Origin of the sequence: Streptomyces venezuelae ATCC 10712 (assembly GCF_008639165.1) — a bacterium.
Taxonomy (GTDB): domain Bacteria; phylum Actinomycetota; class Actinomycetes; order Streptomycetales; family Streptomycetaceae; genus Streptomyces; species Streptomyces venezuelae.
The window spans coordinates 3,036,872-3,051,797 of sequence record NZ_CP029197.1 but is presented as its reverse complement, the minus strand read 5'-3'; the positions used below and the strand labels follow the sequence as shown (position 1 = coordinate 3,051,797).

The 14,926-nt window shown below is 74.2% G+C and carries 11 protein-coding genes; 7 read left to right on the top strand and 4 right to left on the bottom strand.

The annotated features are described in order from the left end of the window. Positions 1-38: 38 nt before the first annotated feature. The 3 genes from DEJ43_RS13840 to DEJ43_RS13830 are packed head-to-tail and all read right to left on the bottom strand — an operon-like array spanning position 39 to position 2,893. Positions 39-1,361, bottom strand: coding sequence for a coenzyme F420-0:L-glutamate ligase (locus DEJ43_RS13840; protein WP_015033981.1), 1,323 nt, complete (start codon positions 1,359-1,361; stop codon positions 39-41). Next, on the bottom strand, positions 1,358-2,362 hold the full coding sequence (gene cofD, locus DEJ43_RS13835) for a 2-phospho-L-lactate transferase (RefSeq protein WP_015033980.1): 1,005 nt from the start codon (positions 2,360-2,362) through the stop codon (positions 1,358-1,360). Before cofD ends, DEJ43_RS13840 begins: the two co-directional genes overlap by 4 nt. Before the next feature lie 21 nt (positions 2,363-2,383). Further along, positions 2,384-2,893, bottom strand: a complete 510-nt coding sequence (locus DEJ43_RS13830) for a cysteine dioxygenase (RefSeq protein WP_015033979.1) — start codon at positions 2,891-2,893, stop codon at positions 2,384-2,386. 725 nt (positions 2,894-3,618) lie between these two features. Here DEJ43_RS13830 and DEJ43_RS13825 point away from each other — a divergent pair. The 3 genes from DEJ43_RS13825 (at position 3,619) to DEJ43_RS13815 (ending at position 9,483) form a co-directional block, all read left to right on the top strand. Beyond that, positions 3,619-3,882: a WhiB family transcriptional regulator gene (locus DEJ43_RS13825; RefSeq protein WP_015033978.1), complete on the top strand. Its 264-nt coding sequence runs from the start codon at positions 3,619-3,621 to the stop codon at positions 3,880-3,882. A 310-nt stretch (positions 3,883-4,192) separates the two neighbouring features. Next, the gene (locus DEJ43_RS13820) at positions 4,193-7,951 is read left to right on the top strand and encodes a glycosyltransferase family 2 protein (protein WP_015033977.1); all 3,759 of its coding nucleotides are present in this window, start codon (positions 4,193-4,195) and stop codon (positions 7,949-7,951) included. After that, complete coding sequence (locus DEJ43_RS13815; protein WP_015033976.1) at positions 7,948-9,483, top strand: DUF5719 family protein; 1,536 nt, start codon at positions 7,948-7,950, stop codon at positions 9,481-9,483. The genes DEJ43_RS13820 and DEJ43_RS13815 overlap by 4 nt, the downstream gene beginning before the upstream one ends. A 29-nt stretch (positions 9,484-9,512) precedes the next feature. Here the strand turns inward: DEJ43_RS13815 and DEJ43_RS13810 are convergent, their stop codons facing one another. After that, on the bottom strand, positions 9,513-9,968 hold the full coding sequence (locus DEJ43_RS13810) for a metallopeptidase family protein (RefSeq protein WP_015033975.1): 456 nt from the start codon (positions 9,966-9,968) through the stop codon (positions 9,513-9,515). Positions 9,969-10,267: 299 nt separating this feature from the next. Here DEJ43_RS13810 and DEJ43_RS13805 point away from each other — a divergent pair, with 299 nt between their 5' ends. The 4 genes from DEJ43_RS13805 to DEJ43_RS13790 all read left to right on the top strand — a co-directional run bounded on the left by DEJ43_RS13805 (position 10,268) and on the right by DEJ43_RS13790 (position 14,859). Then, positions 10,268-10,702 carry a DUF3499 domain-containing protein gene (locus DEJ43_RS13805; RefSeq protein WP_071891319.1) on the top strand — a complete coding sequence of 145 codons (435 nt, stop codon included), beginning with the start codon at positions 10,268-10,270 and terminating at the stop codon, positions 10,700-10,702. A gap of 103 nt (positions 10,703-10,805) precedes the next feature. Further along, a complete protein-coding gene (locus tag DEJ43_RS13800; protein WP_015033973.1) occupies positions 10,806-12,170 on the top strand; it encodes a phosphomannomutase/phosphoglucomutase in 1,365 nt (454 codons plus the stop codon). A 93-nt stretch (positions 12,171-12,263) separates the two neighbouring features. Next, a complete protein-coding gene (locus tag DEJ43_RS13795) occupies positions 12,264-12,443 on the top strand; it encodes a Trm112 family protein (RefSeq protein ID WP_015033972.1) in 180 nt (59 codons plus the stop codon). A 1,267-nt stretch (positions 12,444-13,710) separates the two neighbouring features. Next, on the top strand, positions 13,711-14,859 hold the full coding sequence (locus DEJ43_RS13790; RefSeq protein ID WP_015033971.1) for an SIS domain-containing protein: 1,149 nt from the start codon (positions 13,711-13,713) through the stop codon (positions 14,857-14,859). Positions 14,860-14,926: the final 67 nt, after the last annotated feature.

Genomic DNA, 14,926 nt, shown 5'->3' with positions numbered 1-14,926 from the left:
GGCCACCGCACGGCCTCGCCGCACCACGGCGGACGAGGTCAGCGCACCTCGACGAACTCCGCAGCCCCCCGCGCCGCCCGCTCCCTCGGCGGCGCCGCCGGGTGTCCGATCGCGACCGCGCCCAGCGGGTCCCAGTCCTGGGGCAGGTCGAGGACCTCGCGGACGACCTCGCGGCAGAACATCGTCGAGGACACCCACGCCGAGCCCAGCCGCTCGCCCGCCAGTGCCACCAGGAAGTTCTGGACGCCCGCGCCGGCCGCCACCACGAACATCTCGCGTTCGGCCGCGTCGCGGCGCGGGTCGCCGTAGTGGTGGGAGCCGTCCATGACGAGGCAGGGCACGGCGAGGTACGGCGCGTTGCGCAGGACGTCCCCGCGCCGGACCCGCTTCGCGATGGACTCCTCGGACTTGCCGTCGCGGCGCAGGTCGGTGATCCACGCGTCCCGCATCGCGTCGAGCAGCCGCGTCCGGGACCGCTCGGACTCCAGCAGCACGAACCGCCACGGCGTCGTGTGGTGCGGGGCGGGCGCCGTCACGGCCGCGGCGACCGCACGCCGTACCGCACCCGGGTCGACCGCTTCGCCGGTGAACTCCCGTACGGTCCGCCGCAGCGTCACCGCCTCCCGTACGGCCTCCGACGTCCCGAGCCGGAACATGTCGTCGGCGGCGCCGCGCACCAGCGCCCGCGCCCCCGGTTCCGCGTCCCCGGCCACGACGTGCGGCAGACCGCGGACGACGGCGACCGGAAGGCCGGAGGCCTTGCCCTTCACCAGGTCGCCAGCGGCGGCGAGTTCGTCTGCGGTGGCGACCACCGTCGCGCTCAGCGGGTTGCCGTGCGCGTCGGTCCCGCCGCGCAGGTCGTCGAGGACCCGCACCCCGGCCGCCCCGATCGCCACGTCGGTGAGTCCGCTGCGCCAGGGCCGCCCGAAGGTGTCCGTGACGACGACGCCGACGTCCACGCCGAGCGCCTCGCGCAGTCCCGAACGGATGCGCCGTGCCGAGGCGTCGGGGTCCTCGGGCAGCAACAGCACGGTCCCGGGGGGGGTGTTGGAGGCGTCGACCCCGGCGGCGGCCATGACGAGCCCCTGCCGGTTCTCGACGATCCGCAGGGTGCCGCGCCGCGCCACCACCCGTACCGTCTCGGCGTCGATGGCCTCCTCGCGGTCGTCGGCGGCGATCACCCGGCCCTCGGCCTTGCTCACGATCTTGGAGGTGACGAGCAGGACGTCGCCGTCGACGAGCTCCGGCGAGACGGAGGCGATCAGCTTGGCCAGGTCGTCCCCGGCCGTCACCTCGGGCAGTCCGGGCAGGGCCCAGACCCGGTAGGAGGGAGCGGAGGCAATCCCGTCCGCCGGGTTCACCGCGGCCCCTCGGCCGACTCCGGCCCGTCCGCTGCCGCAGGCCCCGCCGCCGCCAGCTCCTCCGCCAGCCCCAGCGCCTCCCGCGCCATCGCGGCCGTCGCCTCGACGTCGGTCATCATCAGCGGCACCGCCCGGCAGCGGATGCCCGCCGCCTCGACGTCCGCGACCGCGCCGGCGTCGACGGTGTCGACGAGCCAGCCGTCGAGGAGCTCGGAGCCGTAGTTCCGGGCGACGGCCGCCGCCGTGGACTCCACGCCCACGGCCGCCAGCACCTTGTCGGCCATCCCGCGCACGGGCGCGTCGCCGACGATGGGGGAGAGGCCCACGACGGGCACCCCGGCCGCCACGAGCGCCTCGCGGATGCCGGGCACGGCCAGGATCGTCCCGACGCTCACCACGGGGTTGGACGGCGGGAAGAGGATGACGTCGGCCTCGGCGATCGCCTCGAGGACGCCCGGCGCGGGCTTCGCGGTCTCCGCGCCGACGGGCACGATCGCCTTCGCGTCGACGGAGGCGCGCAGCTTCACCCAGTACTCCTGGAAGTGCACCGCGCGCTGCTCGCCGTCGACCTCGATCGCCACGTGCGTCTCGACGCGGTCGTCGGACATGGGGAGGAGGCGTACGCCGGGCTGCCAGCGGTCGCAGAGCGCCTCGGTGACGGCGCTCAGCGGGTAGCCCGCGCCGAGCATCTGGGTACGGACGATGTGGGTGGCGAAGTCCCGGTCGCCGAGCCCGAACCACTCGGGTCCGACGCCGTACGCCGCGAGCTCCTCCTTGACGGTGAAGGACTCGTCCGTACGTCCCCAGCCCTGTTCCTCGTTGATGCCACCGCCGAGGGTGTACATCACCGTGTCCAGGTCGGGGCAGACCTTCAGCCCGAAGAGATGGATGTCGTCACCGGTGTTGCCGATGACCGTGATCTCCGCGTCAGGCGCGGCCTGCTTGAGGCCGCGAAGGAAACGGGCACCACCGATGCCGCCGGCCAGAACCACAATGCGCATGCCCAGCAGTCTCTCAGGCGGTCAGACGACGGCCGCACCGGAGGGTTCGGGGGAGCACTGGGCCTGGAGCGACTCGTGCATGGGCATCTCGGTGAGGCCGGGGAAGTAGACGTGCAGGCTGACGGCCGGTTCGAGGGAGTCGTTGAGGACCTCGTGCACGTACCCCGGCGCGAACACCCGCTGCGAGCCCGGCGTGAGCGCCCGCGCGCCCTGCTCCGTACGCTCCGTCAGTTCGCCTTCCAGGACGGTCAGTACGCCGGAGGAGACGCCGTGGTCGTGCAGTCCGCTGCCCTGGCCGGGCACCCAGGAGAGCAGCCACACCTCGTAGCCGGGGCCGGTGCGCAGCCGGTGGTACCAGCGGGTCGTGGCGTCGTACTCGACGTACGGGGCCCACTGGGCGCGGTCGTCGGCGATCGAGCGGGCGAGCCCGGCGAAGTCGGCCACCGTCTCGGGGTGGGCGCGCTCGGGCTGGAGGAGGTGCGGGACCTCGAGGATGTCGCCGGCGATCTGAAGGTCGCTGTCCATGTTCATGGGTGGGGTGGTTCCTCAGCAGAAACAGAAGCGGTGGGGGTCACGAGAAGAGAGGTGACGCGAGTGACGCAGGGTGACGCTGGGGGAAAGGCCGGGGCTCCGTGGGAAGGAGCGGCTGGAGCTCTACGGCATCAACAGCTGGGACAGCAACAGCAACAGCGCGCCTGGACAGCGCTGCGGAACCCACGGCTGTGGGTCGCGGAGAGCGCTGCGGTCGCTGGCATGCCACCAAAGGTGGCCGGAACGGTACCCGACTGTCAACTCAATGCCCGATTTGGGGGTAATGTTTCACCTCATCCGGTTACCGTGCGTGGAGAAAGGTTTGCTCAGGCGTGGACCAGGACAGATGGCGCTTCAACCGTGCCCGTAAACATGGCGGCACCCGCGCGATCGAACACGCTCGGTCACCACGCGGGGTCCTGATCGGTCCGTGACCGGACTGTGATCCGGATCGCTTCCATGGCTGGATCGCAACAAGATCCAAGTCTCGGACGTCCTCTTTCGCGAGAGGTCGCACGGTGCACCCAGGCCGGTGGCATGTGTCACGTTTTTTGGTGATTTGAACACTTTCCGCATACGCTTGGTTCCGCAGAGTGAATACGAGGCCCAATAGCAGATCTCGGCTTGACTCGCGCAGAGCACGAACTTGTAATTTCACTCGTGTCGTTAGGCCGGGTTCGCAACGGCAACACCACGGGGACGCACAGAACAGACGAGGGGCGCACATGACCGAGTTGTTCCAGGAACTGCTGGTCGAGGACGCGGACGAAGAACTCGGCTGGCAGGAGCGCGCGCTGTGCGCCCAGACCGATCCCGAGTCCTTCTTTCCCGAGAAGGGCGGCTCGACCCGCGAGGCGAAAAAGGTCTGCCTCGCCTGCGAGGTCCGCTCCGAATGCCTCGAATACGCCCTGCAGAACGACGAGCGGTTCGGAATCTGGGGAGGCCTCTCCGAGCGTGAGCGGCGCCGCCTGAAGAAGGCCGCCGTCTGAACGGCGCGAAGCCTGCCGGGCCCCGCGCGCCAGGCCGCGCGCACGAGGACACGACGAACGGTCCGCCCCCTGTGGTTCACCCACAGGCGGCGGACCGTTCGTCGTCTCCGCCGGAATCCCTTCCTCCCGCTCTGCCCCCGACGTCCCCCCGCCCTGTACAGAGCGTTCCCCCCTCCTCCGCCCCCGGCGTTCCTCCCGCTCTGTCCACAGGGCGGCGGACCGCTCCGCGTGCAGCCGTTAGTGTGGGCCTCCGTCCGAGACGCTCCCCACGCCCCCCGCGGGCGACCCCGGCCGGAGGGCCCGTAGCTCGATGTCCTCAACTCCTGAGTTTCCGCGACACGTCGTCACCGCCGTGCTCGTCACCCACGACGGCGCCCGCTGGCTGCCGGACGCCCTCGCCGGGCTGCTCGCCCAGGAACGCCCCGTGCAGAACGTGGTCGCCGCCGACACCGGCAGCGCCGACGACTCGGCGCAGCTCCTCGCCGACGCCGTCGGCGCCGACCGGGTCCTGCACCTCGCGCGCCGCACCGGCTTCGGCGCCGCCGTCGAGGAGGCCGCCCGCACCGCGCCCGTGCTCGGACCCGAGGACCTCCCCTATCTGAAGCGCCCCAGCGGCTGGGACCCGGTCAGCCGCAGCTGGAACGACGAGGCCTACGACCTCCCCGAACTCCCGTACGGCGAACCGGTCCAGTGGCTCTGGCTGCTCCACGACGACTGCGCCCCCGAGCCCGGCGCCCTCGCCGAACTCCTGCGCGTCGCCGAATCCGACGCGGACGCCGCCGTCATCGGCCCCAAACTGCGCGGCTGGTACGACAGGAAGCAGCTCCTGGAGACCGGCGTCTCCATCGCCCGCAGCGGCCGCCGCTGGACCGGACTCGACCGCCGCGAGCAGGACCAGGGCCAGCACGACCAGGTCCGCTCCGTCCTCTCCGTCTCCACCGCCGGCATGCTCGTCCGGCGCGACGTCTTCGAGGAGCTCGGCGGCTTCGACCGGCGCCTGCCCCTCATGCGCGACGACGTCGACCTGTGCTGGCGGGCCCACTCCGCCGGCCACCGCGTCCTCGTCGCCCCCGACGCCGTCCTGCGGCACGCCGAGGCCTCCGCCCGCGAGCGCCGCACCGTCGACTGCGCCGGGCGCACCGCCGCCAACCCGCACCGCGTCGACAAGGCCGGCGCCGTCTACACCCTCCTCGTCAACACCCGTGGCGCCGCCCTCCCGTACGTCCTCGCCCGGCTCGTCGTCAGCACCCTGCTCCGCACCCTCGCCTACCTCGTCGGCAAGGTCCCCGGGCAGGCCGTCGACGAGGTCATGGGCCTGCTCGCCACCCTGCTGCGCCCCGAGAAGATCCTGGCCGGCCGCAAGCGGCGCAAGAACGCCGCCGTTCCCGCGAGCGAGCTCCGCCCGCTGTTCCCGCCGCCCGGCGCCACGATCCGCGCCGCCGTCGAACAGTTCACCGCCAACTTCGGCGGCTCCGACGCCGACGCCGGCTCCCGCCACGGCGTCGTCGAGTCAGGACCCGGCGGCGACGACGCCGACTACCTGGAGATCGAGCAGTTCGCCCGGCTCAAGAAGATCGCCCGCAAGCCGGGCCCGGTCCTCTTCGCCCTGCTCCTCCTCATCTCCCTGGTCGCCTGCCGCAACCTCTTCGCCGGCGGCTCGCTGGCCGGCGGCGCCCTGCTGCCCGCCCCCGACACCGTCTCCGAACTCTGGTCGCGGTACGCCGACGGCTGGCACCCGCTCGGCACCGGCGGCACCCAGACCGCCCCGCCCTACCTCGCCGTACTGGCCGCGCTCTCCGCGCTGTTCCTCGGCTCCACCTCCACCGCGCTGACCCTGCTGCTCGTCTGCTCGGTCCCGCTCGCCGGATTCACCGCGTACTTCGCCGCCCGCGGCATCGTCGAGTCCCGGCTGCTGCGCGCCTGGGGCGCCATCGCGTACGCCTTCCTGCCCGCCGCCACCGGGGCCCTCGCCACCGGCCGGCTCGGCACCGCGGTCCTCGCGATCCTGCTCCCGCTGACGGCCCGCGCCGCCGTCGCCGCCCACGGCTTCAACCGGCCGGAGCGGGGCAGCTGGCGCGCCACCTGGGCGTACACCTTCCTGCTCACCTTCACGACCGCCTTCACCCCGGTCGTGTGGCCGCTCGCCGTCCTCCTCGGCATCGGCGTCCTCGTCGTACGCCGCTCCGACATCACCGCGTACGGGCTGCGCTTCCTGGCCGCCGTCGGCACCCCGCTGCTCGTCCTCGCCCCCTGGTCGCTGACCCTGCTCACCGACCCGGCCGCGTTCCTGCGCGAGGCGGGCCTCGACATCCGCACGGGCACGGCCGGCGCCCTCGACCTGCTCGGCACCAGCCCCGGCGGCCCCGGCACCACCGGCGGCCTCCTCCTCCTGGGCCTCGTCCTCGCCGGCCTCTCCGGGCTGCTCCGCGAGGAGCGGCAGCTCGCGGTCCGCGCCGCCTGGGCCGCCGCCCTCGCCGGCCTCCTCTTCGCCGTCCTGACCAACGGCGCGGGCGGCACCGGCTGGGCCGGACCCGCCACCCTCGTCTACGGCGCCGCCCTCATCGCCGCCGGCATGATCGGCGCCGAGGGTGGCCGCACCCGCGTCGCCGCCCACGGCTTCGGCTGGCGCCAGCCGGTCGCCGCCCTCGTCGCCCTCGCCTGCGCCCTCGGCCCGGCCGTCGCCGCCGTCGGCTGGATGATCGGCGGCGCCGACGGCCCGCTGACCCGCCGTGACCCGGTCCAGGTCCCGGCGTTCGTCGCCGAGGAGTCCGGCACCCGCGACCAGCCCCGCACCCTCGTCCTCGGCGGCACCTCGCCCGCCGAGGTCGCCTACACCCTGGTCCGCGGCTCCGGTGCCCGTCTCGGCGACGCCGAACTCACCGCGGGCGCCGAGGGCGACGCCCGTCTCGACGCCGTCGTCGCCCACCTGGTCGCCGGCTCCGGCGCCGACCAGACCGAGCAGCTCAGCGGCTACGCGATCCGCTACGTCCTGGTACGGGACGGGGCGCCGCGCCAGATGAGCCGCGTCCTCGACTCCACCCCCGGGCTCAGCCGCCTCAGCCAGCTCGACGGCGGCGCGCTGTGGCGGGTGGACCGCGAGATCGCCCGCGTCATGATCGTCCCGCCCGCCCCGCAGACGGCCGGGAAGCCGGCGACGGGCACGGCCGGCAAGCCCACCGGCCCGGTCGCCGTCGCCGCCGGCCCCGTCGAGGCGCACACCGACGTCCCGGCCGGCCCCACGGGCCGCGTCCTGCGCCTCGCCGACCGCGCCGACGAGGGCTGGACCGCCACCCTCGACGGCAAGGAACTGACCCGGACCACCGTCGACGGCTGGGCCCAGGGCTTCGAGCTCCCCGCCCAGGGCGGCCGTCTCGACCTCACGTACGACCAGCCGTTCACCCACACCCTGTGGATCTGGGCCCAGGTCGGCCTCGCCGTGGTCCTCCTGGTGCTCGCCCTTCCCGGCCGCCGACGCGAGATCGACGACGACCTCCCCGAGGAGGAGCTCGCGATCCCCGCCCAGGCGACCGAGGGCGACGGCCGCCGGGCCCGCCGGCTGCGCGCCGCCGCCGAGGCGGAGGCCGCGGCCGCCGAGGCCGCCGGGACCGGGTCCGACCAGGCACCGGAAGCCGCCGCGATCCCCGAGCAGCAGACCCAGCAGACCCACGACGCCCACGGTGCCCAGGACCCCCAGGGATGGGGAGACGGCGGGTACGACCCGGCCTACGCCCAGGCCCAGGAGCAGCCGCAGGCCCAGGGGTACCAGGAGCAGGGCTACTACCAGGAGTTCGGCTCCGACCCGTACCAGCAGCAGCCCTACGCGTACCCCCAGCAGGGCTACGAACAGCAGCCGCAGCAGTACGACCAGCAGCAGCCCTACGGCGAACAGGGTTACGACCAGCAGCAGTACGACCAGGGCCAGGCCCAGGACCAGGACCAGTTCCAGGGCCGGCCGTACGACCCGCAGCAGCAGCCGTACGACCCGCAGCAGTACGACCCGTACACCTACGGCTACGGATACCCCCAGGGCCACGAGACCGAGCAGCGTCCCGACGGGAGCAACCAGTGAAGCGCACGACCCTCTCCCTGATCGCGGTCGCGACGACGCTCGCCGCCGTCACCGGCTTCGCCTCGCTCACCGCCCCCGACGGGGCCCCCGCCCCCGAGGCCAAGGCCGCCTCGCGGCTGCCCGTCGAGCGGACGGGCCTGGCCTGCCCGGCGCCCAGCACCTCCGAGGTGGCCGAGACCCGCTACACCTCGTACACCCCGCCGGGCACGGGCACGGGCACGGCGACCGGTCAGGGCAGCCCCGGCAAGGCCGGGCAGCCCACCGCCCAGCTGACCGCCGCCGCGAGCACCACCGCGTCCGGCGGCACCGCCCAGGGCGGCAAGGCCAAGACCCCCAAGATCCCGGCCCCCGTCACCGCCCCCGGCAAGCCCGTCACCTCCGAAGCGGACGGCCCCGGCGCCCCCGCCCTCACCGGCGCCGCCACCGGCACCCTCGCCCCCGGCTGGACCGTCCAGCAGACCACCGTCGTCCCCGCGGGCGGCGCGCGCGGCCTCCTCGGCCTCAGCTGCGGCGCCGCCGACACCGACTTCTGGTTCCCGGCGGCCTCCACCGCCAAGGAGCGCCAGGACTACGTCCACCTCACCAACCCGGACGACACCGCCGCCGTCGCCGACATCGAGCTGTACGGCCCCGAGGGCGTCCTCAAGTCCCAGTTCACCGACGGCATCCCGGTCCCCGCCCACGCCACGGTCCCGGTCCTGCTCTCCACCCTCACGGCCGCGGCCCCCCAGCAGTCCGTCACCGTCCACGTCACCACCCGCAGCGGCCGGGTCGGCGCCGCCGTCGGCTCCGCCGACGAGAAGCTCGGCAGCGACTGGCTCGCCGCCGCCGCGGACCCGGCGACCACCGCCGTACTCCCCGGCATCCCGGCCGACGCCACCTCCGTACGCCTGGTGGCCTTCGTCCCCGGCGACGACGACGCCGACCTGAAGGTCCAGCTGGCCACCCAGACGGGCACGATCGTCCCGGCGGGCGCCGGGACCCTGCACGTGAAGTCCGGGATGACGGCCGCCCTCGACCTGCCCGACCTGACCCGCGGGCAGGCGGCCTCCCTGCTGCTCACCCCGAGCGACCCGAAGAAGCCCACCCCGTTCGTGGCGGCCCTCCGGGTCGTCCGCGGCAAGGGTGAGAACACCGAGGTCGCGTTCGTGCCGGCGACGGCGGCGATCTCCGCCCGGGCGACGGTCGCCGACAACCGGGCCAAGGCCTCGACGCTCTCGCTGACCGCGCCGGGCGCCGCCGCCCAGGTCAAGGTCACCGCGTCGGCGGGTTCCGAGGGCGGTACGCCGGTGACCAGGACGGTCTCCCTCAAGGCGGGCACCACGACGAGCCTGACCGACCTGGTCCCCGGAGGCGTCAAGGGTTCCTACGCGCTGACCGTCGAAAAGGTCTCCGGCGGCCCGGTGCACGCGGCCCGCACGCTCGCGCTGCCGCAGGACGGCACCCCGATGTTCACCGTCCAGACCTTCGTGGACGACCACGGCACGGTGGAGGTCCCGTCGGCCCACCAGGACCTCGGGGTCCTGGACTAGGCCCTGCCCGGCTCTGGTCCGCCTGGCGCCTAGTCCTGCCCGTACCGGGGATCGACCGACTCGGGGGAGAGGCCGAGGAGCTCGGCGACCTGCTCGACGACCACCTCGTGGACGAGCAGCGCCCGCTCGTCGCGGTTCTTGGACCGGATCTCGACCGGCCGCCGGTAGACGACCACGCGCGCGGGCTCGTTCTTCTCGGCGGGCACCGACCCGCCCAGCGGCACGGTCTCGCCCGACACCGCGGGCGGCACCTCCATCACGAGGAACTCGACATCGGCGAGCTGCGGCCAGCGCCGCTCGAGCCGCTCCACCGAGTCGAGGACGAGGTCGCGGAAGGTGTCGGCCCGGCTCGTGGAGAGCGGCACCTGCGGCGGAGCGACCGGTCCCCGCATCCCGCGGCCGTGCCGGTCGCGGCGGCGGACCCGAGGCTCCGCCGGAGGCTCCGTGGAGCGGTGCGGGGGGCTCGGCGGCACAGGACTGTCCATCACTGACGCAGCGTAACCCTCATCGGTCTCCGCGCACCGTGGCGCATCCTCGCCACGTTCCCCGCCGCCCCGGGACCACCACCCGACCCCATGTCGAAAACTGAACATTCCGGCCAACCGTCCGCCCGATTCGACAGCCCGTCACGATCGGCCATCTGGCCGCGGTTGACCGGATCTCTACCCCCGACTGTCCGGATCGACTCCTGCCCCCACCCCCGTGCGCCCCCTCCCGCGCAGGTCAGGGCAGCCACCACGAAACGGGTGGTGGCGGAGGTCACAGCGCGACACGGTGGAGTGACCTGAGGGAGAGTCGTCGCGGCCCGCTCAAGAGTGCGGTACCGTCCAACGTCGTGAGCCCTGTACGTCGCTGTTCGCGCACTGCGTGCGGCCGCCCTGCCGTCGCGACACTGACGTACGTCTATGCCGACTCGACTGCGGTCCTCGGCCCGCTCGCCACCTACGCCGAGCCCCACTGCTACGACCTGTGCGCCGAGCACAGCGAGCGCCTCACCGCCCCGCGCGGCTGGGAGGTGGTGCGGCTCACCGACGCCTCCGCCCCGACCCGCCCCAGCGGCGACGACCTCGAAGCCCTGGCCAACGCGGTACGGGAGGCGGCCCGCCCCCAGGAACGCGCCGCCGAAGCCGGCGGCAAGGGCGGCGGCGGCCGTGGCGGCGACCCGATGGAGGTCGGCCGCCGGGGCCACCTGAGGGTCCTCCGTTCGCCCGACAACTGACCGCAACCGGCCACCGTCCGCGTACCCCCTCACCGCTCCGGGTAGTTTTGGCGTTCCGTACACGCGCCGCACTCGCGTGCCGAGAACTCAGGAGGGTGGATCCGTGACTGCCGATCTGTCGCAGATCGTGAAGGCGTACGACGTCCGCGGAGTGGTACCCGACCAGTGGGACGAGACGCTCGCCGAGCTCTTCGGTGCCGCCTTCGTACGGGTGACGGACGCCGACGCGATCGTCATCGGCCACGACATGCGCCCCTCGTCGCCCGGTCTGGCCGACGCGTTCGCGCGCGGCGCGGCCCGCCTCGGAGCCGACGTCACCCTGATCGGGCTCTGCTCCACCGATCAGCTGTACTTCGCGTCCGGCAGCCTCGGGCTGCCCGGCGCCATGTTCACCGCCTCGCACAACCCGGCCCAGTACAACGGCATCAAGATGTGCCGCGCCGGCGCCGCCCCGGTCGGCCAGGACACCGGCCTGTCGGAGATCCGCGAGCTCGCGGAGCGCTGGTCGGAGGAGGGCGCCCCCGAGGCCGCGGCGACCCCGGGCACGGTCACCCACCGGGACACCCTCACCGACTACGCCGGCCACCTGAAGGCCCTCGTGGACCTCACCGCGATCCGCCCGCTGAAGGTCGTCGTCGACGCGGGCAACGGCATGGGCGGCCACACGGTCCCCACGGTCTTCGAGGGCCTGCCGCTCGACCTCGTTCCCATGTACTTCGAGCTGGACGGCACCTTCCCCAACCACGAGGCGAACCCGCTCGACCCCAAGAACATCGTCGACCTCCAGGCCCGCGTCCGCGCCGAGGGCGCCGACCTCGGCCTCGCCTTCGACGGCGACGCCGACCGCTGCTTCGTCGTCGACGAGCGCGGCGAGCCCGTCTCCCCGTCCGCGATCACCGCCCTGGTCGCCGCGCGCGAACTCGCCAAGCACCCCGGCGGAACGATCATCCACAACCTGATCACCTCCTGGTCGGTGCCGGAGGTCGTCCGCGAGCAGGGCGGAGAGCCGGTCCGCACCCGGGTGGGCCACTCCTTCATCAAGGAGGAGATGGCGAAGACCGGCGCGATCTTCGGCGGCGAGCACTCGGCGCACTACTACTTCAAGGACTTCTGGAACGCCGATACGGGCATGCTGGCCGCCCTGCACGTCCTCGCCGCCCTCGGCGGCCAGGACGGGGCCCTGTCCGGCCTGGTCGCGGCGTACGACCGCTACGCCTCCTCCGGCGAGATCAACTCCACCGTCGCGGACCAGACGGCCAGCGCGGCCAAGGTGCGCGCGGCGTACGAGGGCGCGGACGTCACCCTCGACGAGCTCGACGGCCTGACGGTGTCGGCCGAGGACTGGTGGTTCAACCTCCGCGCCTCCAACACGGAGCCGCTGCTCCGCCTCAACGTCGAGGCCCGCGACGCGGCGACCATGGCCAAGGTCCGCGACGAGGTCCTCGCCCTGGTCCGCTCGACGGACTGACCGTCCCCGGCCCGCCGCCGGGGAGCGGGGCACCCCCCGCCCCCCGGCGGTAGGCTGACCTGGCCCGAAACCGCATGTTCGAAGGGACACCCCATGCCGCTCGAAGCCGGCCTCCTGGAGATCCTGGCCTGCCCCGCGTGCCACGCTCCGCTGAACGACCGCACGACGGCCGAGACCCCCGAACTCATCTGCACCAGCCCCGACTGCGGCCTCGCCTACCCGGTCCGCGACGACATCCCGGTCCTCCTGACCGACGAGGCCCGCCGCCCGTAACCCCCGGGCCCCAGACGGTGACCCGTCCCCCGACCGCTGACTGGGCGCGCCAGCCGCTGCCCGGCGACGATCTCGGCCTGTCAACCGGTGCCCGGCTCAGGCGACGGGGCCGGCCTGTCAGACGGACTGGCTCGGCCCGTCGGGCGGTGCTTGGCGCAGGCGACGGGCTCCGATGTCAGGCGGTACCCGCCCCGACCCAGGCGACCGGCTCCGCCAGTCAGAAGGTGCCGGGCCCAGGCGACGGGCTCGGCCCGTCAGGCGGTATCTGGCCATCGGCTCGGCCTTTCAGACGGTGCCCGACCCAGGCCACCGGCCCCGCCCGTCCGACGCGGTACGGGCCCAGGCCGCTGGCCCGCCCGTCAGGCGGGACATGCCAGGCCCCAGGCCACCGGCCCGCCCGCCAGGCGGTGTCCGGCCGAGGACACCGGGCCCGTCTGCCAGGCGATATCCGGCCCAGGCCACCGACTCCGCCCGTCAGGCGCGGTACCTGGCCCAGGTTCACCGGCTCGCCCGCCAGGCGGTATCCGGCCCAGGGGCACCGGCCCGCCCGCCAGGCGGTACCCGCCACGGTCACCGGCCTGTCGGTCAGGCGGTACCAGACCAGGCCACCGGCTCCGCCCGCCAGGCGGTACGTGCCACGGCCCAGGTCGGCGGCCTCGCCCGTCAGACGGTGTCCGCCCCACAGGGTCACGGCTCCGCCCGCCAGGCGGTACGTGGCTCAGGTCACGGGCCTCGCTTGTCAGCCGGTGCCCGGCCCAGGGTCAATGGCCCGCCCGCCAGGCGGTGCCACGGTCCAGACCACTGGCCTCGCCTGTCAGACGGTGTCCGCCCCAGGGTCACGGGCCCGCCCGCCAGGCGGTACGCGGCTCAGGTCACGGGCCTCGCTTGTCAGCCGGTGCCCGGCCCAGGGCCACCGGCCCGCCCGCCAGGCGGTATCCGGCGCAGGCCGGCCTGTCCCTCGGACGGTGGCCGCCACGGCGCCGGCAGCCCGGCGGTTCGGGGTCAGCCGCCGACGGCGAGCACCCCGTACGGGAAGACCGGCACCTCTGCCCTCCCAGTTGTACGGGTGGTGCGGGTGGGAACCGACAAGCCCGGCCGAAGGCCGGGCGCACCCAGCAGGCCCCGCACCCAGCAGGCCCCGCACCCAGCAGGCCCCGCACCGACCAGGCCCCGCACCCGCCAGGGAAACGCGAGGCAACACCACCAGGCCCGCGCCAAGCGCCCCGCAGGGGCCGGCGTGACGACGACGCGACCGGAGGCACCGCACATGCTCGACGAGACCCTCCTCGACGCCCCGGACGACCTCGCCCTGGCCGACCGCCGCGGCCTCCTGCGCGGCGCCGCCGCGGCAGGCGCCCGGGTACGGACCGCGGCCCGGCACGCCGCCGAGGCCGGCATCGCGGACCTCCGCCCCGAGGGCCGCCCCCGCGCCGTCCTCGTCGCGGGCCCCGGCACGGCCGCCGCGGCCGTCGCCGACCTGATCGGCGCCCTGGCAGGCGCCTCCGCTCCGGTCGTACGGCTCCAGCCCACCGGCGTAGCCCCCGCGGCGGGCGCGCTGCGCTGGGCCCTCCCCGGCTGGGCGGGCTCCGTGGACCTGCTGCTGTTGCCGACCACGGACGGTTCCGAGCCGGGCCTCGCGCTCCTGGCCGAGCAGGCCTACCGCCGGGGCATCACCGTCGTCGCGGTCGCCCCGAAGGCGTCGCCGCTCGCCGAGGCGGTGAGCGGCTCTCGCGGGCTGTTCGTGCCGATGGCCACCGCCCCGAACGAGGCCCCCGACGAGTACGCCGAGAACATCGCGGCGAGTCCGGGCAGCCTCTGGGCCCTGTTCACCCCGCTGCTGATGCTCCTGGACCGGGTCGGTCTGCTGGAGGCGCCGCCGGAGGTGCTGGAGAGGGTGGCCGACCGCCTGGACCGTACGGCCGAACGCTGCGGCCCGGCCATCGCCACGTACAGCAACCCGGCGAAGACGCTGGCCGCGGAGCTCGCGGACACCTTGCCGCTGATCTGGACGGAGGGCGCAGCGGCCGGCCCGGCGGGCCGCCGTTTCGCCGCGGTCCTCGCCGAACTCGCCGGGCTGCCGGCACTGGCGGCGGAGCTCCCGGAGGCCATGCCCGCCCACGGTGTCCTGCTGGCCGGCGACTACGCGGCGGGCGCCGATCCCGAGGACTTCTTCCGCGACCGGGTGGAGGAGCCGCAGGCGCTGCGCGCCCGGGTGGTGTTGCTGAGGGATCGTCCGTCCGACGGCCTCACCGCCGCGCATGCGGCCCGGGAGCTGGCCCTCAGCCATGAGACGGCTGTCAGCGAGCTGGAACCGGAGGAAGGTGGTGACCTGGAGACCTTGGCGGAACTTCTCGCCGTGACCGACTTCGCCGCCGTCTACCTGGCTCTGGCCACCCCGGGCCGCACGGCCCTCTAACGGGGGCCAGGGCCCAGGCCAGGCCAGGCCAGGCCCAGGCCCAGGCCCAGGCCAAGGCCAAGGCCAA

Coding starts and splice junctions, on each gene's coding strand:
- cofD (WP_015033980.1), bottom strand. CDS start 2,362: ATGCGCATTGTGGTTCTGGCCGGCGGCATCGGTGGTGCCCGTTTCCTT.
- DEJ43_RS13830 (WP_015033979.1), bottom strand. CDS start 2,893: ATGAACATGGACAGCGACCTTCAGATCGCCGGCGACATCCTCGAGGTC.
- DEJ43_RS13825 (WP_015033978.1), top strand. CDS start 3,619: ATGACCGAGTTGTTCCAGGAACTGCTGGTCGAGGACGCGGACGAAGAA.
- DEJ43_RS13820 (WP_015033977.1), top strand. CDS start 4,193: ATGTCCTCAACTCCTGAGTTTCCGCGACACGTCGTCACCGCCGTGCTC.
- DEJ43_RS13810 (WP_015033975.1), bottom strand. CDS start 9,968: ATGGACAGTCCTGTGCCGCCGAGCCCCCCGCACCGCTCCACGGAGCCT.
- DEJ43_RS13795 (WP_015033972.1), top strand. CDS start 12,264: ATGCCGCTCGAAGCCGGCCTCCTGGAGATCCTGGCCTGCCCCGCGTGC.
- DEJ43_RS13790 (WP_015033971.1), top strand. CDS start 13,711: ATGCTCGACGAGACCCTCCTCGACGCCCCGGACGACCTCGCCCTGGCC.